This window comes from Coleofasciculus sp. H7-1 (genome assembly GCF_057473865.1).
Window position 1 is genome coordinate 141,822 of the sequence record NZ_JBYCCT010000014.1, and the last position, 22,359, is coordinate 164,180.

Below are 22,359 nucleotides of genomic sequence, written 5' to 3' on the forward strand. Positions count from 1 at the left end.
TCAAATCCGGTTGATTACCGGCAATTAAGAAGAACCCCACCCCCAGAGCGATCGCCTCCGGCTCCCCTCCCTGCAAGCGGGGAGGGGTGGGGGTGGGGTTCTTTTATAATGGGTAAATAGATGGATTTGATATTACCCATTCCCCCTTAGCGACGTACAACCACTTTTGTGCCCGGTGAGGCGAAGCTGTACAACTTGCGGGCTTGACCGACCGGCATATTGACGCAGCCGTGGCTGACTGGGGTGCCAAAGCGGTTATGCCAGTATGCTCCATGAATGGCATAGCCGCCGGAGTAGTACATCGTGTAGGGCACATTGGCAACGTTGTAGCCCCTGCCTCGCATCCGGGTCGAGCGGTGCTTTGATTGAATGGTGAAAGTACCGACGCGAGTCGGGGTGGAGCGCTTACCACTGGAGATGGGGACAGAATAAACCCGTCTTCCACCTTCCCAGGCAATTAACCGTTGCTTTGAGAGGTTAACTTCAATCCAGCGTCGCTGCGATCGCCGAGCGCGAATACTGTTGCTGGCGACTCTTCTGCGAAGGCGAACCTTGTTGCTGGCGACTCTTCTGCGAAGGCGAACCTTATTGCTGGCGGCTGTTCTCCGAACCCGGATGCGCTTCCTCATGGCTCTGCGCGATCGCGCGGATCGTCTAGTAGATTGGTTGAGCTGTTGCGATGTCTCCCTTGCCCTTACTGACTTTGATGCTGACAGCGCCGGTGTTGACCAAGAAAACAAAGTCGCAAAGATTAGGGCGATACTTGCCCAGAAGGTTCCAGAACGACGTAACCAAGCAAAGCAAATTTGGCTTTTAATGACACACCTCACTTTCGAGTCTATGAAAGTAGCTAAGGTTAGGTTTCCCTATCTGATATTTAGCTAAAACTATCTTTAGGCAGATTTTTGCAATTGCTGCCCGATTTTTACATAATAAAAACGTTTCAGGGCGAAAGAAACTATGTTTTCCTTTTTTTTCTCACTTATGAACTACCACCGGCGTCCCTACCGCAGCCCAGTTAAATACCCATTTAGAATGATTAACGGCTACATTAATGCAACCGTGGCTAACGGGAGTCCCAAATCGGCGATGCCAATAAGCACCGTGAATGGCATAACCACCGTAGTAATACATCGTGTAAGGAACATTCGGAACATCATAATCAGCCCCACGCATCCGGGCGTACCGATGTTTGGATTTAATGGCAAAAGTGCCAGTGCGAGTGGGAGTTGAACCTTTGCCTGTGGAAACAACAACTGCATAGACGGGTTTTCCACCTTCCCAGGCAACCAGTCGTTGCTTAGACAGGTCAATCTGAATCCAGCGTTGCTCAGATTGTTGCAACTCCTGCATTTTTGCAGCGACGATCTGCTGCTTTGTTTGAGCCAGAGCGGGTGCTAAAGCAGCATCTAAAGCCGTAAGCGCCACCACTGCCCCGGCAAATAATGCAACTGGGCGACGCAGCAAAGTAGAAGAAATGATGCTTTTCATGGCCAATCATCTCACTCGGTGGATCGGTTAGAGAAATTCAGCGAAAAGCTCTTGGTAGCTGCTAGGAGCAACTAATGTCGGTTTTTTATTAGCTCAATCGTAACTCAGCTTGTGGAGTCATTTACCAATTGCATCAGAGTTTGAGCGCGTTTGGCGATCGCATCCCATCCAGAGTGTGACGCAATGGCTTCCCAGTTTTGGGGAAATAAACTGCCGGAAAGTCCGACAGCGATCGCTCCGGCTGCTAGAAATTCTTTGGCATTTTCCACCGTGACACCGCCACTCGGAATTAAGGGAATCTGTCCCAATGGTCCTTGCAAACTTTTGATGTAGCTGGCACCGCCTACCGCTTGGACGGGGAACACTTTGACACAACTGGCACCTGCTTGCCACGCAGTGACAATTTCCGTCGGAGACAGCGCCCCTGGCACCATCGGCACGCCGCTATCCATTGCTGTCTGAATCAAGATTGGGTCAACGTGGGGAGTAAAGACGAACTGGGCACCTGCGGCGATCGCGTCTTTAAGCTGTTCCCGATTTAATACAGTGCCCGTGCCAATCGTACACGCGGGTAATTCTGAACGCAAATCAGCAATCAATTCTGCTGGCGAGTCGCTATTCCAGGTAATTTCAATCAACTGCATTCCCCCAGACGCAACCGCATGAGCCATTTGGCGACCCAGCTTTATCTGTGGTGCGCGAATGACTGCGATCGCACGGTGCTTTTGCACCTGCTTGAACCACGACTGATTATACATTCTGATTTTCTACCGTTAGGCAGATTAATTTTTGAACTTATTAGATAATATTAAATATTTCCTATTTAACCCTTAATGACTTTTCACCCCTTAAAAATACGCATTTGTTTATCTTAACTTTCTGTTAATTAATATTCCTTAATATTTGTTGCTATCAGTTACTGCCAAGAAAACTCAAGCTCAACCACCAAGCTACATCCTCAATAACCCAAGTTTAAATTTTTATTTGATTTAATTTTTGCATGAGTTACTTAACGCGAGTTAATTCAGTCGCTAGGGAGATGGAGATAACTAAAGAAATTCATAAGATGGCAAATATAGGATAATGTTGAGGGAATAGAATCATGCCTCTTTTAAAACTCACTGACTTCGATCCAAACTACAGCGAGACTTTTGAAGGAGATGACCTTCATGGAATGGGGGTCTATTCAGAAAGTAGTACCGAAGATAAAATTGGAACTGTTAGCGATGTTCTGGTTGATGAAGAAGGTCATTTTCGGTATTTAGTTGTTGACCTAGGATTTTGGATTTTCGGCAAAAAAGTTCTACTACCAATTGGTCGTTCTCGAATCGATTACGACACCGATCGGGTCTATGCCATTGGGATGACCAGAGAGCAAGCAGAAGCTTTACCAGAGTTCAACGAGGCTACGACGACTGACTACGATTATGAAGAACGGGTAAGAGGCGTTTATCGCACTCCTTCTACTGGAGCGTCTGTTAGCTCTGCTACCGTTGATGCAGCACCTGTTGATACCTCCTACGCAGCGGCTATGCCTAACAATGACGCTTACGATCGGGGTACCTACAACTATCAGCAAGAGCCAGCTTTGTACGGACTGAACGATCGGGATCATCAAACTCTCAAACTGTACCAAGAGCGGTTGATTGCTAACAAAACTCGCGTTAAAACCGGGGAAGTAGCGGTTGGTAAGCGCATTGAAACCGAAACTGCACGAGTTTCAGTGCCAGTTGAAAAAGAGCGAGTGGTGATTGAGCGAGTCACTCCAGCAGACGCGGGAACAGCCGTTGCTCCTGGTCAAGCTAATTTCCAAGAAGGGGAAGTTGCCCGCATGGAAATCTACGAAGAAACTCCTGACATCCACAAGGAAGCTTTTGTGCGTGAAGAAGTCAGAGTGAAAAAAGTCGTAGACCGCGAAACGGTTGACGCGGAAGAAACGATTCGTCGGGAAGAGTTGGATGTGAATACGGACGGTCAACCCATGAGCGATCGCCCTACTAACTTACCTTCTGACCGGATTTAAGAAGCCCTCCAACGAGCGGTTAAATCAGCTGATTTGAGCGAATAAAAACCGTGCAGGCAGGCAGGGCAAATTATTAGCTCTGCCTGCGCCTTTAGAGGTAGCTTTGCACTACCACTGCCTTGCACTCGATCATCTATTTAGAAAGTCCTCATGTTTCTCAAAAACAAACAAACTGGCGATTTGATAGAAATCCTCAATATTGAGGAGCTGTTCAATCCTAATAAGGATGCTATTTCAGGACGAGATCAAGCAGGACAAGAGGAACAGGAGGAAGCTTCTTTTGATAAGAAAGACTTAATTTTTCCTTCTGGAGAAAGCCTACCTCGCTGTTGGATGGATGAAAATTATACAACCACCTAATTTTCAATAAAACGCTTAAGCATATCGGGTGTTTATTAGTCAATTCTTCCTAGATACTCTTTGAGTTTGGGGAAAGGAATGTAAATTTTGAAACACTGACACAGAGGGAACCATATTACCTTTGTATCTTGATAGGTTGGGTTGTTGTCCGCGCCAACATTCTGGTCTATTTGGTTGGGTAACGCTTAGTCGCTCAACCCATCTGAAGATTTGTTGCTTGCAAAACGGATATGCTCCCGGCGGCGATTCCCTTTCCCCATGCTAAATCCCAAATCTAAAATTCAAACTGGGATCGGGGCTGGCTTTTTATCTTTATAAACACCCGTTCATAAATGGAAGTAAAGACGATTGCTTCAAGATCATTTAGGAAGTTTGTAAAATGAACAATCAAACGTTGGCACAAGGGCAAGGAGCAAGGCGAAACGATATCCGGATTAATGTCTTGCTAAATAAATTGCAGAATAAACTAAAAGATTTTGCAGTCAGAGATCGGGAGAACTTGCTGTTAGGAAATGTGAAGGATGTAAATCTCGATCCAGAGCGTCAGCTAAACCTAGTTATATCTCAAGATGGGTTGACTAAAAATGCCCCTCTATTTCTCATCAGAAGCAAGCATATTCAGCAGGTTGACTCGCCCAGGAAAACGCTTTTTGTAGACGTTAGCAAAGCGGAAACCCAGTATTTGCCTGAATATGTACTATCAGAACAAACGACGGATGTGGAGCTTTTAGAAACTACACAAATGTCAAGGACAACTGCACGGGAAGTAACAGATGCCTCGACTGCCTCCGTCATACCAACGCCAGATGAATTAAATAGTCACCCCGAAGAATTGGAGCGAGATAGTATGCCAGAAGATGCTTCTAATACTTTTAGTACAGAGTCAGAAGTTGTCGAGGAAGAAATCTTTCGGTTGCTAGAAGAGCGATTAATCATTGACAGTAGCAAACATAAAGTCGGCGAAGTGATCGTTCGCAAAGAAATCGAAACCCGCATGGTAGAGGTGCCAGTCCGCCGAGAGATTCTAATTGTTGAACAAGTCAGCCCCGAACACAAAAAACTTGCAGAAATTGATTTAGGACAAGGAGAAATTCCTGGTCTTGAGCTGATTGAAACGGCTAGTTTCGACACTAAATCTACAATTGACACTCAGCCAACAGTCAGAGGTGAATTTGATTCACCAAGAACAGCAAGTCGAATTTTAGATGCGATCGCTCATCAGCGTCATCATGGGTGCGCCAAAGTGCGAGTGGAAATCATTCTAGAAGATGCAGAGCATCAGGCAACTTACCAAGAATGGTTCGATCGCTGTTCAATCAAGCAATCGCCAAATGGAAAGTAAGGCGGTTGGGATATAAAGTTTCATACAAGTGTCTAAAGAGTAGAAACGTGTTACTTGGGTGATAGGGAACTGGTCACTTCTCAATTTCCTATCACAAACTGATGGGAGCATCCCGTGAATTGCAAATACACGCCCACACCCTTCATCAGGGTGTGGGCGCAATTCATTGGGATGCTCCCCAAACTGATGACCTACCCTTTTTTATTGCTCTACAACAGCTCCTCCCTTGCCCCCCCGAACTTCACAAAGTTGGGGTAATTTTTTCATTGGGTCTGCTATTTTGTTGTGCGTGCAAGAAGATATAGAGGCTTTTATCGTTTTGCTTGTAGCTTGGCAAGGAATAATGAGCGCAATTCCAGCCTACCAGGACTTGGCTGGAAACGGAGAATAGGTTAATAAAACTGCAAAAAAGCCTGAAAAGAAAAGGGTGAAGTACACAAACTCTGTTTACCTTTAACCTCGATCCCTAAGTATTTACCCTGAATTCTTTAGGGTTTATCCCGACCAGTTACCGATCGCCTCTTTGCCAATTGGCAGCTTTAATCTCTGGAAATTATAACCAAAACCGGCTGACTTTGCAGCGATCCCAAAGAAATTACAAAATTAATGAAGAAGTGATCTAATTTACCCATTCTTAGCCTCGCCATCGCTAGACTAAAGCTACAAAAGGAGAAAAAGCTATGGTTACAGCGGCGACAGAAAGGTCATTGCACTTATCCAAAGAGCGATCGCTAATTCTCTGGTTCGATGAAGTTGGGATTATCGATGTCCCTTTGGTAGGCGGCAAAAATGCTTCCTTAGGGGAAATGATTCAGCAGCTAACGCGCCAGGGAGTCAATGTTCCCAACGGGTTTGCTACAACGGCGTATGCTTACCGCTATTTCATTCAGTCAGCGGGATTAGAAGACAAGCTGCGATCGCTATTTTCTGACTTGGATGTTGAAGACCTCAAAAACCTGCGGGAACGGGGGAAAAAGGCACGAGCATTGCTAATGCATACGCCTTTCCCTGAGGAACTACGGACAGCAATTACCGCAGCTTACCAACAGATGTGCAAGCTTTATGGCTCAGACATGGATGTAGCCGTTCGCTCCTCTGCCACCGCTGAAGATTTGCCCGATGCTAGTTTTGCCGGTCAACAAGAAACCTTCCTAAACGTTCAAACCGTTCCCGGAGTTTTGGCAGCTTGTCATCGATGCTTTGCCTCCCTATTTACCGACCGTGCGATTTCTTACCGCCACATCAAGAACTTCGACCATTTTGATGTTGCGCTCTCCGTCGGCGTGCAAAAAATGGTGCGTTCGGATTTAGCCTCCTCTGGTGTTATGTTCTCGATTGACACCGAAACTGGCTTTAAAAATGCCGCCTTAATTACAGCCGCCTATGGGTTAGGGGAAAATGTGGTTCAAGGGGCAGTCAACCCCGATGAATATCTAGTTTTCAAGCCCACTTTAAAAGATGGATTCCGCCCGATTATTGACAAACGGCTGGGCAGCAAAGAATTCAAATTAGTGTGTGATGTTGGGGGCTGCAAAATTACTAAAAATGAGCGAGTTCCCTTAAGCGATCAACAGAAATTTGCCCTCAACGATGACGAAATTTTGCAACTCGCTAAGTGGGCTTGTTTGATTGAAAATCACTACAGTGATGTCCACGGCAAGGATATGCCGATGGATATTGAGTGGGCAAAAGATGGCGTTACCAATGAACTTTTCATTGTACAAGCTCGTCCAGAAACGGTGCAATCTCAAAAGAGTAAAACAGTCCTGCGTAGCTATCATCTAGTAGGGGCGCAGCAGGTGCCTTTGCTAACAGGGCGTAGCGTTGGAGAGGCGATCGGGCAGGGCAAAGCCAGGGTAATTCTCAATGCTAACAAAATTGATTTGTTCCAAGCCGGGGAAGTTTTAGTAACTGATAAAACTGACCCCGACTGGGAACCGATCATGAAAAAAGCTAGCGCCATTATTACGAATAAAGGGGGGCGCACCTGCTTTGACGGCGACACTAGAATTTTAACCAACAAAGGCTTCATGACCTTGCAACAAATTCACGAGCAAGGTTATGAAGGATTATTAACCCTCGCCTTAAACACCCAGACACACAAAATCGAGTGGAAACCTATTATTGACTCGATGAAAAGGCGCTCAAAAATGATTGATATCAGTGTGTCTCAGACAGGAAAAGTTACTGACAACACCCTTCGCCTCACTCCCGATCATAAAATGATCAACATCCGTGGGGGTCAATATGTCAAAACTGAAATCCAAGAAATGCTAGCTCAAAAGGAAATGGTTGTCATCAGCCAACACATTCCAGAATTGAATCACAGCACCAAAGAACAACAAAACACGGCTTACCTATTAGGCGGACTGCTTACAGACGGTTCTATTTACCGAAGCCGCACTCATGGGGAAGTACAATTCATTCAGAAAGATATCCCGGAAAAACAAGCATTTATCGCTGCCATGAATGAGAGTATCAGCACTCTTTATGGTAAGTCTTTTACCCCTTCCCCCAAAAAAGAATCTGTCGGTTATATTCGGGGACAACAGGTTGTAGGACAAGCAACCGCTTACAGACTCTACTCTAAAGCGATCGCATACGAATTACATCAGCGAGAGCAAAACATCGTTAGTACCCTGCTCAACAGCAGTCCCGAAGTCTGCTATCAGTTCCTAGCGGGAGTCATCGACGGGGATGGGAGTTACTTCAACAATCGCATCAATATCTACGTCAGTGAAGAGCTTCTGCTGCAAGCCATTATTGTCGCTTGTTTGAAGATAAATACCGTTCCCCAAGTAACAAGAAACCGAAACATTTATAATGTCCAAATCGTAGAGAAGCTGAACGAAATCTTCCTTCATACCAAACGAGTCAAAGGAAATGTTGCCCCAAGAACAATCCAAACACGCTTCTTTGCCACTAACCAACTCTTTGGCGAAGATGCTTTAGGGCAAATTAAGATGAGAAAAGATAATAATTTACTCATCTCAGAGCGAGAAATTCGACCGTCTGGCAAGTTTGACGAACTCTTGGCGGGAGATATCCGGATGCTGCGAGTCGTGTCAACTGGTGAAGAAAGTTATGGTGATGTCTTCAATATTACCGTTGCGGAACATCATAATTATGTCGTATTCACTCGCAAATACACGCCTGTTATTGTTTGTAACTGTCATGCCGCAATTATTGCTCGCGAAATGGGTATTCCCGCAATTGTCGGATCTGGCGATGCTACTGATATCTTGAAAACAGGTCAAGAAGTAACAGTTTCTTGTGCGGAAGGTGAAGAAGGACGAGTTTATTCTGGGTTGCTACCTTTTGATGTCAAAGAAGTAGCGCTAGAAAATTTACCTCGCACCCGCACCAAAATAATGATGAATGTGGGGAATCCAGAAGAAGCGTTTGGTCTTTCCCATCTTCCCTGCGATGGTGTTGGTTTAGCGCGGTTAGAATTTATTATTGCCAATCACATCAAAGTGCATCCTTTAGCCTTGATTCACTTCGACAAGCTGCAAGATGAATCTGCACAAGTAAAGATTGCCCAAATGACCGCACTTTATGAAGAGAAACCGCAGTACTTTGTGGATAAATTAGCCCAAGGGGTAGCGAGAATTGCTGCGGCATTTTATCCCAAACCAGTGATAGTGCGGATGAGCGATTTCAAAAGTAATGAATATGCCAATCTTTTGGGCGGTCGGCAATTTGAACCCAAAGAAGAAAACCCGATGCTTGGTTGGCGCGGGGCGTCTCGTTATTATGATGAGAAATACAGGGACGCATTTGCTTTGGAATGTCACGCAATGAAAAAGGTGCGGGACGTGATGGGGTTGACCAATGTTATCCTGATGGGGCCTTTCTGCCGCACCCCTGCCGAAGGACGCAAGGTGTTAGCTGAAATGGCAGAAAATGGTCTGGAACAGGGCAAAAATGGGTTAGAAGTTTACGTAATGTGCGAGTTACCCAGTAATGTTATTTTGGCTGATGAGTTTAGCGAGGTATTTGATGGGTTCTCGATCGGTTCTAATGACCTAACTCAGCTAACCTTGGGATTAGACCGGGATTCGGCTTTGGTTTCTCATTTATTTGATGAACGTAACGAAGCCGTGAAACGGATGATCCAGATGGCTATTGCAGCTGCTAAAAGGAATGGTCGCAAAATTGGTATCTGCGGTCAAGCCCCCAGCGATTACCCTGAATTCGCCCGTTTCTTGGTTGAGCAAGGTATCGATTCAATCAGCCTCAATCCCGACACCGTGCTAAAGACACTCCTCATTGTGGCTGAAGCCGAGGGCATTAAATCGTAATCTAATCTACCAGTAAGTAGTAGGGTGGGCAATGTCCACCCTCTTTTATGGATAAGCGTCATAATAACCTATCCTGCGATAGCTACATAGCCCTATGACCCAAGAACGCATCAAAGCTTATCACCAACTCATCAGAGACTTACTTAGCAACTCCAGTCAGGGACAGGAGATTTTGATCGCCAACTCACACTTGCTTGATGAAGGCTTAGTGCAGACGATGGTAGAAGTGGCAGAAGAGTGGGCGCAAAGGAGTGAGTCTCCAGAGGTGAAACTTCTCTGTCGTCAAGTTGCTGATTTTTTAATTAAAATTGCCCGTCAAATGGCTGCTTCCTTGGGAATATCATTATCAACTTCTACTTTTTCGCCACCTACAACTCGCGACTCCCAACTTATTTTCCTTTTCCAGGCATTGCAGTTAGCCTCTGAGAGCGAAGACAACCCGCAAGCTTTGTACTCGCTGCTCCAAGATAACCTAAAATTACTTGATGATAACTTTGCTGAACTGTTGCGAACTAGAGCGACAGCTACCCTACCGAAAGCAGAGCTAAAGGAAGCGCAAAGCTTGGCAGGCAATATTCTCCTTTTCACGGCTATGATTAAGCAGTTCCCTTTGGAGAACCAGGCTAACAATTTAGAAATTGCCATTGCAGGTTATGAGGTAGCTGCGACAGTCTTCACTCCCCAAGTAATCCCTGAAATGTGGGCAATGATCCAGAACGGTTTGGGTGATGCCTATTGCGAGCGTAGTCGAGGAGAACGGGCGGAGAATTTAGAAATTGCCATTGGCTGTTTCTCAAACGCTTTGCAGGTATTCAATCGGGAAGGTTTCGCAAAGGAATGGGCAAATATCCAAAATAATATGGATATTGCCTACAGTCATCGCATTCTTGGAGAGCGGGCGAAGAATTTAGAAACCGCAATTGGCTGTTTTGTAGCTGCTTTGCAGGTAAATAGCCGCGAAGCCTTGCCCTTCGAGTGGGCTAGAACTCAAGCAAATCTGGGTAGTGCCTACTTTTATCGTATCCGGGGGGAGCAAACAAAGAACTTGGAAATAGGGATCAACTATCACTCAAATGCCTTGGGAGTATTTACCCGCCAAGACTTTCCCCAACAATGGACAGATATCCAAATCGCTTTGGGTGGTGCTTATGCGAGGCACACCGGGGAGCCACGGGTAGCTCATTCAAAAGCAGCAATCAAATGTCTCTCAGATGCTTTGGAGGTAGCCACTTATCAAACTTATCCCTACCAATGGGCTAAGCTCCAACATAATTTGGGTGCTGCCTATTGTAGTCTTAGCAGGGAAGAACGAGGAGATAATTTAGAAAAGGCTATCGATTGTTTCAAGGCTGCTTTGCAGGTATACACTCGTGACCCTTTCCAGAAAGAATGGGCGCAGATTCAACACAATATAGGTAATGTTTATTTTGAAATGGAAGAGATTACTAAGGCGATGGAGAGTTTCCAGTTAGCCCTAGAAATCTACACACCTGCTACTTTTCCCATAAATTGCCTCCAAACTGGGCGAAGCCTCGGTTTGGCAGCTTTTGAGATAGGAGACTGGGCAACAGCTATTCAGGGGTTAGACTATGCGATTCAAGGTGTAGAACAGAGCCAAGCTTGGGCAGTCTACCAAAAAAGCAAGCAAGAAATATTAGAAAATGCGATTAAAATTTATGAGCTAATCATCGCTGCCTGTCTGTTGATTGGTCAACCAGAGAAAGCAGTAGAATACGCTGAGCGCAGCAAAGCTCGGAACTTAGTCGAACTTTTGGTAAATCGAGATGTTTACCCACAAGGAGAAGTCCCATCAGAAATTTTGATTGAACTCGATCGCTTACGCCGCCAAATGCTAGCGATGCAGCCACAAGAGAACTCTGAAGAAATTGGAAATTTGGCTAGTGAGCAAGTTATAACTAATGATATTCAAGCAAGAAATCAACTCTTTACCAGTTTGTCAACAGAGCTAAATCCAACTCAAAGCTACCTCAACACATTACAGCAACAGTTAGCTGAAATTTTAGAGCAAATAAAACTCTACGATCCAGAGTTCAGCATTACTCAAAAGGTTAAACCTATCCAATTTTCTGAAATCCAAGATCTGTTAGATGACTACACGGCAATTGTAGAGTGGTACATCAGCGATCCATTCTTCCGTACCTTCATCATCACTCGCAACCACCCACAGCCCATTGTTTGCTATTCATCCGACACAGGCAGAAAAGAACTAGAAAGATGGGCAAATAACTATCGGCATAGCTACACAAAGAAAAAAGAGCAATGGCGTAGTGAATTGAACACTCAACTAGCAGAACTGTCAAAAATACTGCATATCGATGAGATTATTGAACTGATTCCACCACACATCACCCAATTAATTTTAATACCTCATCGTTGGTTGCACCTGTTTCCTCTCCATGCTTTGCCAGTTGGGGATGCTGTAGTGCGATCGCGCCGACTCATACCCGAAAACAGCGAACTAGGCGATCGCCCTCCAGATGGATATCGTCTTCTAGACTGCTTCCCCAATGGCGTGCGTTATGCCCCCAGTTGCCAACTCCTACAACTTGCCCAAAAACGCGATCGTCCTGAATTTTCTCACCTGTTCGCCATTGCCAATCCCACCAAAGACCGCTACTTACTTGAGCTTCAAGCCGCAAACATCCGTCACCGATTCAAGTCTGAGCATTCTTTGGCGAAAGATGATGCTAACAAAAAAGCAATTCAAAACCAACAACTCAGCCTTACTAACTGCGTCCATTTCGGCTGTCACGGTGAGTTTAACCCTGACTCGCCTCTAGAATCAGCCCTCATCTTGGCAAATAAGGAACGTTTGACACTGCTGGAAATTTTAGCTCTCAACCTCAGTCAATGCCGCCTTGTCACCCTCTCCGCCTGCGAAACTGGATTGACAGAATCTAGCACCACCGATGAATATATTGGTTTACCTTTCGGCTTCTTGTTGGCAGGTAGCCCCAGTATGGTCAGCACCCTCTGGAAAGTGGATCAACTCGCCAGCACTTTGTTACTGATCCGGTTCCATGAAAACCTGGAAACTCCGTCAACTATTACTGCTTTCAGCGAGGCACAGCAATGGCTGCGGAATCTGACATCAGAGAAGCTTGAAGCCGAATTGGAACGCCTCTAACCCCAAATCGATCAAATCTTTGACCAACTACCCCCAAAAGAACGCAGACGTTATATTGATGCTCCTTTGAATAGCCCACTTAGTCGTAAGCCGTTTCCCTTTGCTGAACCTCATTACTGGGCTGGCTTCACCGCGATCGGCGTTTAGCAATCCTTACAAAACTCGTCCAGATTTTTTCTACTTATGTAAATAACTACCAGTGTTACTGGTACTGCTGGGTACGCAGCGATAGCTATTAGCCAACCTACTGCACCAGCGAAACCTTGATTTAAGGCTTCTTTAAAGGCTTGCGTACAAATATGAGGACGCAATTTCTGGATCGACTTTTCTAACCAGCTAGGCTCATTCGGGTCTTTGTCACCCAGATCGTTCTGTAATTCTCCTGACTCTATTGCTATGGTTTCGGCTGCATATTCTAAATTACCTTCACACTCCTCAAGCACATCTAGAGCTTCCAGGGCTTCTGGGTTATCTGCCAGTTCAGTCCGAAACTTCGCAATTTCTTCGGGTGTAACAATAGTCATAGGCTTATGCTTGCAATTATGCCATCGGGGAAAGAATCAGGTGGGCACTTACAACTATTCTGCCAGAAGCTATAGGACTTTGTAGATAGCTTAAGCTTCTTGGAGAATGCGATCGCAAGCCACAATATCTTTATGCTTTATGCAAAAATACTCATTCACCAAACTCTGCGCTTGGTCGCTGTTTATTTTCCTCCTCTGCGTTTTGCCTGCTTATTCCCAAAAAATATCCAGCCCTCAAACGCAGCAAAGCTATACTACACCCGAAGTTTTGCAACAACTCGCAAGGGTAAACGTCATTTATTTAGGGGAAACCCACGATAGCCCTGAAGATCACCAAGCTCAACTGGAGATAATTCAGGAACTCTATCGGCGCAATCGGAAAGTAGCGATCGCTATGGAAATGTTCCAGCGTCCCTATCAAGGCGTACTCGATCGATATCTGGCGGGAAAGATAACAGAAACTCAGTTAATCGAACAAAGTGAATATGAAAAACGCTGGGGTTTTTCTTGGGAATATTACGCCCCAATTCTGGGTTTTGCCAAGGAAAAGAAACTGCCTGTCTTAGCTTTGAATACTCCCAGCGAAGTCACCCGCAAAGTTGCCCGAAAAGGATTAGAAAGCCTAACACCAGAGGAACGACGCTATATTCCACCAGATGCTGAAATTCGTACCGATAATACTGAATATCGCCAAATGGTACAACAGACTTTTCAACAACATCAAGTAGCGGGTCATAGCAGTGCCAACTTTGAACGATTTTTCACCGCGCAAGTGCTGTGGGATGAAACAATGGCAGATGCGATCGCGCAGTTTCTAAAAATCCATCCAGATTATCAAGTCGTCGTGCTGGCTGGACAAGCTCATATAGTCTACGGCTACGGAATTCCCAGTCGTGTTGCTCGACGCTTGGGCAATAAAATAGTCCAACGCTCGATTTTATTTAATCCTACTGTAGAAGATCCAGCACCAACTGATAAAGCGATCGCTGATTACTTTTGGATAACATCACCAGACAAGTGACTGAGCAATAAGTTATAAACGAATAAATTAAAGCTCTCCCTATGGATAGATTCCTAATCACAGCCATTCTAATAGCGATTCCCACATTTATTTACATCCGCATCGTTATTAGCATCGATCGGTTTGAAAAAGAACCGACACGCTACCTGATTGCAGCATTTTTGTGGGGGGCGCTGCCAGCAGTGATTGGTGGCATCATTGTGCAATTAATTTTAAACGTACCCATACAACTAATATTTGGTGCAGAAAGTCTTGGGGGTCAATTTATCACCACTGCTGTCAATGCACCAGTGACCGAAGAAATCCTCAAAGGCACTGCCGTAGCAATTATTTACCTGTGGTATCGCAGAGAATTTGATGGCTGGGTAGATGGTATCGTCTACGGGGCGATGGCGGGTTTCGGATTTGCCTATGTAGAAAATATCCTGTACTTGCTGGGCACAAAGACGTGGGAAGAATGGGGACAGCTGCTGCTGCTGCGTGTCATCGTTTTGGGCTTCATGCACGGCTTTTGGACAGCCCTCACCGGGATAGGTTTTGGTTTGGCACGCCATCGGCATAACCTGCTTACGAAAATATTGTTAATCTCTGGCGGGTTGATTGCGGCGATGAGTGCCCATTTAATCCACAATGGCGCACTGATTTTAGCAAAAGCCAGCGGTGGTGCGACCCTAGCGATCGCTTTGTGGAATTACGGGTTTCTGGCAGCCTTAATGATTGTTTTAGGGTTTGTTGCTGCCGAGAGCGATCGCAAAATGCTCAAAACTTACCTCAGCGACGAAGTGCCAACTGTAATTTCAGATGCTGACTACGAGGCACTGTGTAACCGGCTCTCCAACACCCTAGCGCGGTTGCGGGTAGCACCCAAACAAAAACGCGCTTTCATTCAAACCGCAGCCGAGTTGGCTCAAAAGAAATTTCAGTTATTTAAAATGGGCGAAGAAAACGGTAACAGTACCGAAATCGCCCTACTCCGCAAACAATTAAAGCAATTAAGAAATTAACGCCATCTGCAACTTTTTCTTAGCCCCCAATTTATCAGGAATTGGGAGCTAAGAAATGTCCTAGATATCAATCAACGCTGCATTAGCAAGAACGGTCTCCAGCCACTTATGTGTAGCAGGCATTTCTACACTTGGCATTGTTAATTTGCTTTGCATAATGGTTAGGTTTTATCAGCTTTGCTCTGAATTTATACAAGAAAATTCCTGTGCCTTTGCACTGGGAACCAAAGTCCAGCCTGTCCGGATTAGCTTTTGGTAAGTTGCCCAACCCTTAGAAATTCCTGGTTCGCGGTAGTCGGGTACAGCGTATTGCGGAAAGGCTGTGTAAGGTCGCCAGGGTTCATTCGGTTGGTTTTGCAAATACAAAATCTTCTCATCATCCGTCGCAGACTTAGGCAACCAAGACATTTGTTTAGGCATCAGAAAACTCCTTTCTCAAAACAAAGGGGATGAACCCTTGAGCAGATTTTCTTGGAGTAAATGCTTGCAGTAAGCTTCCCTTAACAATAGCTGTCTATACAGCTCAACCAAGAGTTGCTGAGACGGCTCAAGGTCGATCGGCTTGATTTGATCCTGAAAAGCTCTTAAGATGAACTGCTGCTCCAAGGAAAGTTAGATTTGTTGATCGTTTACAATAACATACCTTTAAAGAACTCACAAAATTCTTGCACCAATCAATCTTTGGCGATTTATTTATAAAAATTATCACTTGTTTCTTGACAAATTATGCAAAATGAATATAGAAATCGGTTATTCAGCCTAGTTGTATATAGTGCAAATTGTGGAATAAGTTGTCTAGTAGCATTCATTCTTAACTCGACATCAAAGCGATCGCTTTGACGCCGAACCGATTGAGAGGAATTCTTCGCCCCTCTCACCCAATACCTTTGACCTATCGCTATAATTACTTTTGCTCAAAGGTCGTTGCCAGTCGCTTTTTTTGGTGAAACATTATTTAGGTAGAGCAGTTGAGTCTCATCCAATCGGGTGAGTTACCTTTCACTTGGTAGCACCAGCGAATTGGAGCGACTTCCCTACTCGGAGGAAATATACAACAAGTAAGATGTATTCAATAAAACCCAAAGCCTAAGATCGGGATGAAATAATCAAATAATCCTGCATATTTATTGCGGAATTCGGAAAAGCTAGAATGTGCAGCTCTACTGAAGCTATACAGTATCTAATGAATCTAGGCACAAAACCAAGCTTACCGAAGGAGACGAAGTTACCGATTTAAGCTAGTTTGACGTGGTCTGTCCTTGTTTGACGCCAGGAATAGAGCATATCAACGTAGCTGGTATCTTGTGTGTATGCGATCGCCATTGCGTAGTCTATACCGCTATAGGCGGCTTCTCGCTGGCAGTTGGCTCGAAGAAGCAGGAAAATGGGGATCGTAAACAGCTTCTTAAAGCTCTTCTATCAAGAAAACTTGTGAGCGATCGCATTCGTACTGAACAAGAAGCTAATCAGTTGGCTAATCGTAGCACTGTACTTGGCAACGCGGCTAGTTATGATGAGCAGATTCAAGCGCAGAATGTCTAGAGAGTTTGAAATACGACTTAAAGCACAAACTCCAAAGCTTCTCAAAGCCAAAGAAGCGTTGCAAGCTGCATTAACCCAGTGCCAGCAAACAGAGGCGGCGTTGCACGAAGCTCATGAAGAGTTAGAAAAGCGGGTAAAAGACCGGACTGCGGAACTGGCGCAAGCCAACGAACAATTGCAACGTGAAATCAATCAGCGCCAACAAACGGAGGCAGTGCTGCGCCAAAACGAACAGATGTATCGCCGCATTGTGGATGCTACGGGTGAAGGCATTTGGATAATCGACGCTGAGGGAAAAACGACATACGTCAACCAGCGAACCGCCGAAATCCTCGGCTATCCGACTGAGGAAATTCTCGGTCGTTCTGCATTTGATTTCCTCTTTGAGGAAGACTTAGCTGAAGCACAGTCTTATTACCAGCGGATGCAGCAGGGGACCCAAGAACAGCATGACTGGCGTTGGCGTTGCAAAAACGATCGAGAACTGTGGGTATTCGCTAGAAACAATCCAATTCTCGACGAAGAAGGTCAATTTCAGGGATTAATCAGCATATTCACGGATATAACCAACCGCAGGCAAGCGCAAGAGGCACACATAAAAAGCGAAAGGTTATTCCAGGCTACATTCAACCAAGCTGCTGTCGGCATCGCTCACGTCAGCATCGACGGACAGTGGTTACTGGTTAACCAAAAACTCTGCGAGATTGTGGGTTATACGCCAGAGGAACTGCGAGAGCGGACTTTTCAGGATATAACCCACCCCGACGATTTGAATGCGGATCTTGAACACGTCCGCCAAATGTTGGCGTCAGAGATTCAGACCTACTCAATAGAGAAGCGCTACATCCGCAAAGATGGTTCTCAAGTTTGGATTAATTTGACTGTATCGCTGGTACGAGAACCAACGGGTGAGCCGAAGTATTTCATTTCGGTGCTTGAAAACATTGATGAACGCAAGCAAGCTGAAGAGGCATTAGAACAATCGTTGAAGGAATTATCAGACATCAAGTTTGCTTTAGATAAAGCTGCGATCGCAGTGGCAACTGACGAGAAAGGAATTATTAACTATGTTAATGATAAATTCTGTCAGATTTCTAAATACGCCAGGGAAGAATTGATAGGTAAAACTCATCGCTTGATCAATTCTGGATTTCATTCAAAAGAATTCTTCCAAAACCTTTGGACAACTATTTCTAGCGGAAAAGTTTGGCAAGGTGAAATTAAAAATAGAGCGAAAGATGGCACTGGTTACTGGGTCGATACCACCATTGTGCCATTTATAAACGACCAAGGAAAACCCTTCCAATATTTAGCAATTCGATTCGATATCACGAAACGCAAGCAAGCAGAAGAGGCACTGCGACAAAGTGAGGAGCGATTGAGACTAGCCCTGGAAGCTGCACAAATGGGCATTTGGGACTGGAACATCCTCACGAATCAAATGACCTGGACTGACAACAATGAAAAGCTATTTGGTCTAGCTCCAGGTAGCTTTGAGAAAACCTATGACGCCTTTCTCGGATACATTCATCCAGAAAACCGCCAATCCGTACAGCAAGCAGCGATTCGTGCCTTGGAAGAAAACCGGGGTTACGAACAGGAATTTCGCATTGTCTGCCCTGATGGCAGCATTCGTTGGATGATGACAAAAAGCCAGTTGCTGTGCGACGAAACGGGTAGAGCGGTGCGGATGATTGGAACTACGCTGGATATTACCAAACAGAAGCTAGCACAATTCGCCTTAACGCAACAGACTGAGCGACAGCGGTTGGTGGCAGCGATCGCTCAACACATTCGCCAATCTCTAGACTTAGACGAGATTCTGAATACGACCGTCACTGAAGTCCGGGAATTTCTCCAGATTGACCGGGTCATCATTTACCGTTTCGAGCCAGACTTGAGTGGAGTCGTGATGATGGAATCGGTCGGTTCTGGTTGGATGTCTCTCCAGGGAAGACTCATCTCTACCCCATTGGGGGAAACCTATGTCCAGCGCTACCAAAAAGGGCAAATCGCAGCTATAGAAGATATTTATACAGCAGATATAGATCGGACTTATCTTGACCTCATGGCTGAGATTCAAGTTAGGGCTAATTTGGTAGTCCCGATTTTGCAAAGAGGCAGGGAGGAAGTCTTCACAGTCGGGCAAAATACGGGAGCGAATGCCGTACTTTGCACCGCCACCCCCACGCCGGTATTGTGGGGGTTGCTGTGTGCCCATCATTGTTCGGAAACCCGACAGTGGCAGCAATTAGAAATTGACTTGCTCACTTCATTGGCGAATCAGTTAGCGATCGCCATTGAGCAATCGGCACTGTTTAAGCAGGTGCAACAGATGAACTCCAGTCTGGAACGCCAAGTACAACAACGAACCACCCAACTGCAAAAAGCGCTTGGCTTTGATGCGGTACTGAAACGCATCACAGACAAAGTCCGCGATAGTTTGGACGAAAGCCAAATTTTGCAAGCAGCGGTTCGGGAGTTAGGGCTATCTCTCAACATGAGCAGCTGCCATGCTTCGCTCTACAACCTAGAACAAGAAACTGCTACCATTTGCTACGAGTATGTCGCCTCAATGCCTTCCTCGAAGGGTCGCGTATTGCAAATGACTTCTTTCCCAGAGATTTACCAACCCCTCCGGCAAGGAAAACATTTTCAATTGTGTTCCTTCGCTGCCAACTCGATCCACGGTCAGGCGGCTATGTTAGCTTGTCCGATGTTCGACGATCAAGGAGTCCTGGGGGATTTGTGGTTATTCCATCGTCCAGACTATACCTTCAAAAAACTAGAGATCCGGCTAGTCAAGCAGGTCGCAACTCAATGCGCGATCGCCATTCGTCAAGCCCGACTTTATCAAGCATCGCTTGCCCAAGTGCAGGAACTGGAAAAACTCAATCAACTCAAAGATGACTTCCTCAGCACCGTTTCCCACGAATTGCGGACTCCCATCGCCAATATGAAAATGGCGATCCAAATGCTCAAAGTTTCTCCGACAGGCGATCGCACTCAGCGCTATCTACAAATATTGCAAGCAGAGTGCAACCGAGAAACTGAGCTAATCAATGACCTTCTAGACTTGCAACGGCTAGCAGCTGCGTCTTATCCCAGCTTTCTTGCCACGGCAATCGACCTACCAGAGTGGTTGCCTAATATTGTTGAGTCATTTCGCTCCCGCATCCAGGAACGCGAACAAATCTTACAGGTTGATATTCCCTCGGACTTGCCCAGCCTGGTCTCTGAATTAGCCAGTCTGGAGCGTATCTTGACAGAATTGCTCAATAATGCCTGCAAGTATACCCCACCGGGAGAACGCATTACGGTGACAGTTCGTGCTTCTTCGGCAATGATGCAAATCAAGGTGAGCAATTTTGGTGTAGAGATTCCGCCTGATGAGCTACCCCGCATTTTTGACAAGTTCTACCGCATTCCCCGTGCCGATCGCTGGAAGCAGGGCGGAACTGGTTTAGGATTAGCGCTGGTGCAGAAACTCACCCAACATTTAGGCGGCATTCTTCGAGTCAGGAGTGCTTCTGATGAGACAACGTTTACTCTGGAGTTACCTCTGACACATCCAATGTCTGGTGATGAGTAATGGGATACCAAGCACCAATTAACGCGGTGTGCAACTTTCTGTATTTCTCCCCCTTGTCAAGGGGGCTAAGAAAAGTCGCACATCGCGTCAATTAGCAATTATAGGACTTACGTTTACGCAGAGATACCCCTAAATCCCCCGATAAATTGGGGGAATTTTCCGGTTAGGGAGGATCTAGGTTTCAAGCTTTCAGTACATAAGTCCTGAAGTAGCAATTTGCCGAATTGTTGTTACTTGCTGGGCGTATTCTGCATCATCTAAAACAGGTTTTGCTTCCTCAATTGCGATCGCGATCGCAATATCGATCCACGACTTACAACCTCCGTATTCCGTGCGGTAAGCGATGATCTGCGCTTGGGGAAGTCTGTAAGTGCGTAGTAGCAGCACATAAATCGGCTGACGCGGCTTCCATTTGAGGCGATCGCTTACAAATTGCTCGTTCCAAATATGGTACGGTAGCAGCCCTCTCACCGCTGATTCTTCACTCACAGGCAAAATATCAGTAATTTCCGCCCAAGCACCGATTCGGATGGTTTCTGGATGCCAACCGGAGGGTACTGGTGTCACCAAATTGGAATATTCTGCTTTCAATAAATCTGGCTGTTGATGTTCATAAGTCGGATAAAGCAAAACTTCTTTTTCGGCAACTGTGAAGCGGTTGTTTTCCTCGCGGATGCCGCCTTTGCGTAGCAGCATAATCGTTTTGCCTTGTTCTAAGGCATCGACAGCAACCGCCCATTCTTTGAGGGCGTGGGTTGTGGTTGTAGTGGTCGTGGATTGCATAAGTATCGGGTATTCTAATTCCAGGGTAACGGCGATCGCCCCATAGGTCAGTTAACATCGTTACTTTGATGCTGGGAACCAAGGAAGCGATCGCATCCCTTCCCCCCAAGTGTTGCGTAATATGAAGGCAGAACCCTATCAACCAGGATTTACGCATGGAAAAGCGACACTTAGGTACTTCCGACATCCAAATCTCTCCGATTGTCATGGGTACATGGCAAGCTGGCAAAAAGATGTGGGTGGGAATTGAAGACACCGAGATAATCAAAGCAATCCGGGCGGCATTTGATGCCGGTATCACCACAGTTGACACAGCTGAAGTCTACGGTGAGGGGCACTCTGAGCAGATTGTCACACAAGCGCTATCAGATGTGCGCGACCAAGCGATTTATGCAACTAAAGTGTTTGCCAATCATCTCAAGTATGACCAAGTGATTGAAGCGTGCGATCGCTCTCTCAAAAACTTGAAAACCGACTATATCGACCTATACCAAATTCACTGGCCTTCTGGAGTGTTCAAGACTGAAATAGTCCCAATTGAAGAAACCATGAGCGCCCTCAACCATCTGAAAGAACAAGGTAAAATTCGGGCAATAGGCGTTTCTAATTTCTCCCGCGCCCAGTTAGAAGAAGCCGCCCAGTATGGACGCATTGATAGTTTGCAACCGCCTTATTCCCTATTTTGGCGTTGGGTGGAAAAAGATTTAACACCTTACTGCGTTGCAAACAATATTTCAATCATTGCCTATTCTTCTCTAGCTCAAGGTTTATTAACTGGCAAATTCGGTTCCGCTCATCAATTCGATCCAGCAGATAATCGCGCGAAAAATAAGCTCTTTCAAGGGGAGAACTACGAACGCGCCCAGCAAGCTTTAGACAAACTGCGTCCAATTGCCGAACGCCATCAGTGTAGCCTTGCTCAACTGGCATTGGCGTGGTTAATTGCCCAACCCCAAGCGAATGCGATCGCTGGTGCGAGAAATGCTCAACAAGCCGTAGACAACGCCAAGGCGGGTGATATTAAACTATCGGCTGATGAATTGCCGGAAATTGACGCAATTGGGCGGATTGTCACCGATTGTCTAGATGATAGTCCTATCATGTGGAATTGGTAATCAGAACGCAGAGAAATTATCGTTTCAGAATTTCAGGGAGTAAGCCGTGAAAGCGCTGTATCGGTAAAATACAACAATAGCGATCGCGGCAACTTTCTCCTATTTAATTA

At 45.7% G+C, this 22,359-nt stretch carries 17 protein-coding genes; 10 read left to right on the plus strand and 7 right to left on the minus strand.

Translation table 11 applies throughout. From position 1 onward, the window contains the following. Nucleotides 1-146 precede the first annotated feature (146 nt). From AC2VDX_RS04180 to AC2VDX_RS04190, 3 genes are all read right to left on the minus strand, one after another. The gene (locus AC2VDX_RS04180; protein ID WP_378176363.1) at nucleotides 147-629 is read right to left on the minus strand and encodes a L,D-transpeptidase; all 483 of its coding nucleotides are present in this window, start codon (nucleotides 627-629) and stop codon (nucleotides 147-149) included. 349 nt (nucleotides 630-978) lie between these two features. After that, nucleotides 979-1,491, minus strand: a complete 513-nt coding sequence (locus tag AC2VDX_RS04185) for a L,D-transpeptidase (protein ID WP_378176155.1) — start codon at nucleotides 1,489-1,491, stop codon at nucleotides 979-981. A gap of 104 nt (nucleotides 1,492-1,595) precedes the next feature. Then, on the minus strand, nucleotides 1,596-2,249 hold the full coding sequence (locus AC2VDX_RS04190) for a bifunctional 4-hydroxy-2-oxoglutarate aldolase/2-dehydro-3-deoxy-phosphogluconate aldolase (RefSeq protein WP_378176158.1): 654 nt from the start codon (nucleotides 2,247-2,249) through the stop codon (nucleotides 1,596-1,598). Nucleotides 2,250-2,593: 344 nt separating this feature from the next. Here AC2VDX_RS04190 and AC2VDX_RS04195 point away from each other — a divergent pair, with 344 nt between their 5' ends. The 5 genes from AC2VDX_RS04195 (at nucleotide 2,594) to AC2VDX_RS04215 (ending at nucleotide 12,668) form a co-directional block, all read left to right on the plus strand. Then, nucleotides 2,594-3,514: a DUF2382 domain-containing protein gene (locus AC2VDX_RS04195; protein WP_378176161.1), complete on the plus strand. Its 921-nt coding sequence runs from the start codon at nucleotides 2,594-2,596 to the stop codon at nucleotides 3,512-3,514. 150 nt (nucleotides 3,515-3,664) lie between these two features. Continuing rightward, entirely contained in the window at nucleotides 3,665-3,874 is a 210-nt protein-coding gene (locus AC2VDX_RS04200; protein WP_378176164.1) for an acetyltransferase, read from the plus strand. A gap of 379 nt (nucleotides 3,875-4,253) precedes the next feature. Beyond that, nucleotides 4,254-5,216, plus strand: coding sequence for a DUF2382 domain-containing protein (locus AC2VDX_RS04205; protein WP_378176167.1), 963 nt, complete (start codon nucleotides 4,254-4,256; stop codon nucleotides 5,214-5,216). A 680-nt stretch (nucleotides 5,217-5,896) separates the two neighbouring features. Next, nucleotides 5,897-9,520 (plus strand): phosphoenolpyruvate synthase, encoded by a 3,624-nt coding sequence (gene ppsA / locus AC2VDX_RS04210; RefSeq protein WP_378176170.1) that lies wholly within the window; start codon nucleotides 5,897-5,899, stop codon nucleotides 9,518-9,520. Nucleotides 9,521-9,614: 94 nt separating this feature from the next. Then, nucleotides 9,615-12,668, plus strand: coding sequence for a CHAT domain-containing protein (locus AC2VDX_RS04215; RefSeq protein ID WP_378176173.1), 3,054 nt, complete (start codon nucleotides 9,615-9,617; stop codon nucleotides 12,666-12,668). Between the two features lie 143 nt (nucleotides 12,669-12,811). On the opposite strand, the gene AC2VDX_RS04220 is transcribed toward AC2VDX_RS04215, so the two are convergent. Further along, the gene (locus AC2VDX_RS04220; protein ID WP_378176176.1) at nucleotides 12,812-13,192 is read right to left on the minus strand and encodes a hypothetical protein; all 381 of its coding nucleotides are present in this window, start codon (nucleotides 13,190-13,192) and stop codon (nucleotides 12,812-12,814) included. A gap of 139 nt (nucleotides 13,193-13,331) precedes the next feature. Between AC2VDX_RS04220 and AC2VDX_RS04225 the strand changes: the two genes are divergently transcribed. Next, nucleotides 13,332-14,213, plus strand: a complete 882-nt coding sequence (locus AC2VDX_RS04225) for a ChaN family lipoprotein (protein ID WP_378176179.1) — start codon at nucleotides 13,332-13,334, stop codon at nucleotides 14,211-14,213. Nucleotides 14,214-14,254: 41 nt separating this feature from the next. Next, nucleotides 14,255-15,217: a PrsW family intramembrane metalloprotease gene (locus AC2VDX_RS04230; RefSeq protein WP_378176182.1), complete on the plus strand. Its 963-nt coding sequence runs from the start codon at nucleotides 14,255-14,257 to the stop codon at nucleotides 15,215-15,217. Nucleotides 15,218-15,388: 171 nt separating this feature from the next. Here AC2VDX_RS04230 and AC2VDX_RS04235 read toward each other — a convergent pair whose 3' ends face one another. Both AC2VDX_RS04235 and AC2VDX_RS04240 read right to left on the minus strand, forming a co-directional pair. Next, nucleotides 15,389-15,637: a hypothetical protein gene (locus tag AC2VDX_RS04235; protein WP_378176185.1), complete on the minus strand. Its 249-nt coding sequence runs from the start codon at nucleotides 15,635-15,637 to the stop codon at nucleotides 15,389-15,391. A 15-nt stretch (nucleotides 15,638-15,652) separates the two neighbouring features. After that, complete coding sequence (locus AC2VDX_RS04240; protein WP_378176188.1) at nucleotides 15,653-15,823, minus strand: hypothetical protein; 171 nt, start codon at nucleotides 15,821-15,823, stop codon at nucleotides 15,653-15,655. Nucleotides 15,824-16,465: 642 nt separating this feature from the next. Between AC2VDX_RS04240 and AC2VDX_RS04245 the strand changes: the two genes are divergently transcribed. Together AC2VDX_RS04245 and AC2VDX_RS04250 are read left to right on the plus strand one after the other, a co-directional pair. Next, the gene (locus AC2VDX_RS04245) at nucleotides 16,466-16,759 is read left to right on the plus strand and encodes a hypothetical protein (protein ID WP_378176191.1); all 294 of its coding nucleotides are present in this window, start codon (nucleotides 16,466-16,468) and stop codon (nucleotides 16,757-16,759) included. Then, complete coding sequence (locus AC2VDX_RS04250; RefSeq protein ID WP_378176195.1) at nucleotides 16,752-20,351, plus strand: PAS domain S-box protein; 3,600 nt, start codon at nucleotides 16,752-16,754, stop codon at nucleotides 20,349-20,351. The genes AC2VDX_RS04245 and AC2VDX_RS04250 overlap by 8 nt, the downstream gene beginning before the upstream one ends. 189 nt (nucleotides 20,352-20,540) lie before the next feature. Here AC2VDX_RS04250 and AC2VDX_RS04255 read toward each other — a convergent pair whose 3' ends face one another. Beyond that, entirely contained in the window at nucleotides 20,541-21,134 is a 594-nt protein-coding gene (locus AC2VDX_RS04255) for a DUF1802 family protein (RefSeq protein WP_378176198.1), read from the minus strand. 155 nt (nucleotides 21,135-21,289) lie between these two features. On the opposite strand from AC2VDX_RS04255, the gene AC2VDX_RS04260 reads away from it, so the two are divergent. Beyond that, the gene (locus AC2VDX_RS04260; protein ID WP_378176201.1) at nucleotides 21,290-22,249 is read left to right on the plus strand and encodes an aldo/keto reductase; all 960 of its coding nucleotides are present in this window, start codon (nucleotides 21,290-21,292) and stop codon (nucleotides 22,247-22,249) included. Nucleotides 22,250-22,359: the final 110 nt, after the last annotated feature.

Excerpts from the sequence above, each read along its gene's own strand:
- AC2VDX_RS04180 (WP_378176363.1), bottom strand. The coding sequence starts at position 629 with ATGAGGAAGCGCATCCGGGTTCGGAGAACAGCCGCCAGCAATAAGGTT.
- AC2VDX_RS04185 (WP_378176155.1), bottom strand. The coding sequence starts at position 1,491 with ATGAAAAGCATCATTTCTTCTACTTTGCTGCGTCGCCCAGTTGCATTA.
- AC2VDX_RS04190 (WP_378176158.1), bottom strand. The coding sequence starts at position 2,249 with ATGTATAATCAGTCGTGGTTCAAGCAGGTGCAAAAGCACCGTGCGATC.
- AC2VDX_RS04195 (WP_378176161.1), top strand. The coding sequence starts at position 2,594 with ATGCCTCTTTTAAAACTCACTGACTTCGATCCAAACTACAGCGAGACT.
- AC2VDX_RS04200 (WP_378176164.1), top strand. The coding sequence starts at position 3,665 with ATGTTTCTCAAAAACAAACAAACTGGCGATTTGATAGAAATCCTCAAT.
- AC2VDX_RS04205 (WP_378176167.1), top strand. The coding sequence starts at position 4,254 with ATGAACAATCAAACGTTGGCACAAGGGCAAGGAGCAAGGCGAAACGAT.
- ppsA (WP_378176170.1), top strand. The coding sequence starts at position 5,897 with ATGGTTACAGCGGCGACAGAAAGGTCATTGCACTTATCCAAAGAGCGA.
- AC2VDX_RS04215 (WP_378176173.1), top strand. The coding sequence starts at position 9,615 with ATGACCCAAGAACGCATCAAAGCTTATCACCAACTCATCAGAGACTTA.
- AC2VDX_RS04220 (WP_378176176.1), bottom strand. The coding sequence starts at position 13,192 with ATGACTATTGTTACACCCGAAGAAATTGCGAAGTTTCGGACTGAACTG.
- AC2VDX_RS04225 (WP_378176179.1), top strand. The coding sequence starts at position 13,332 with ATGCAAAAATACTCATTCACCAAACTCTGCGCTTGGTCGCTGTTTATT.
- AC2VDX_RS04230 (WP_378176182.1), top strand. The coding sequence starts at position 14,255 with ATGGATAGATTCCTAATCACAGCCATTCTAATAGCGATTCCCACATTT.
- AC2VDX_RS04235 (WP_378176185.1), bottom strand. The coding sequence starts at position 15,637 with ATGCCTAAACAAATGTCTTGGTTGCCTAAGTCTGCGACGGATGATGAG.
- AC2VDX_RS04250 (WP_378176195.1), top strand. The coding sequence starts at position 16,752 with ATGTCTAGAGAGTTTGAAATACGACTTAAAGCACAAACTCCAAAGCTT.
- AC2VDX_RS04255 (WP_378176198.1), bottom strand. The coding sequence starts at position 21,134 with ATGCAATCCACGACCACTACAACCACAACCCACGCCCTCAAAGAATGG.
- AC2VDX_RS04260 (WP_378176201.1), top strand. The coding sequence starts at position 21,290 with ATGGAAAAGCGACACTTAGGTACTTCCGACATCCAAATCTCTCCGATT.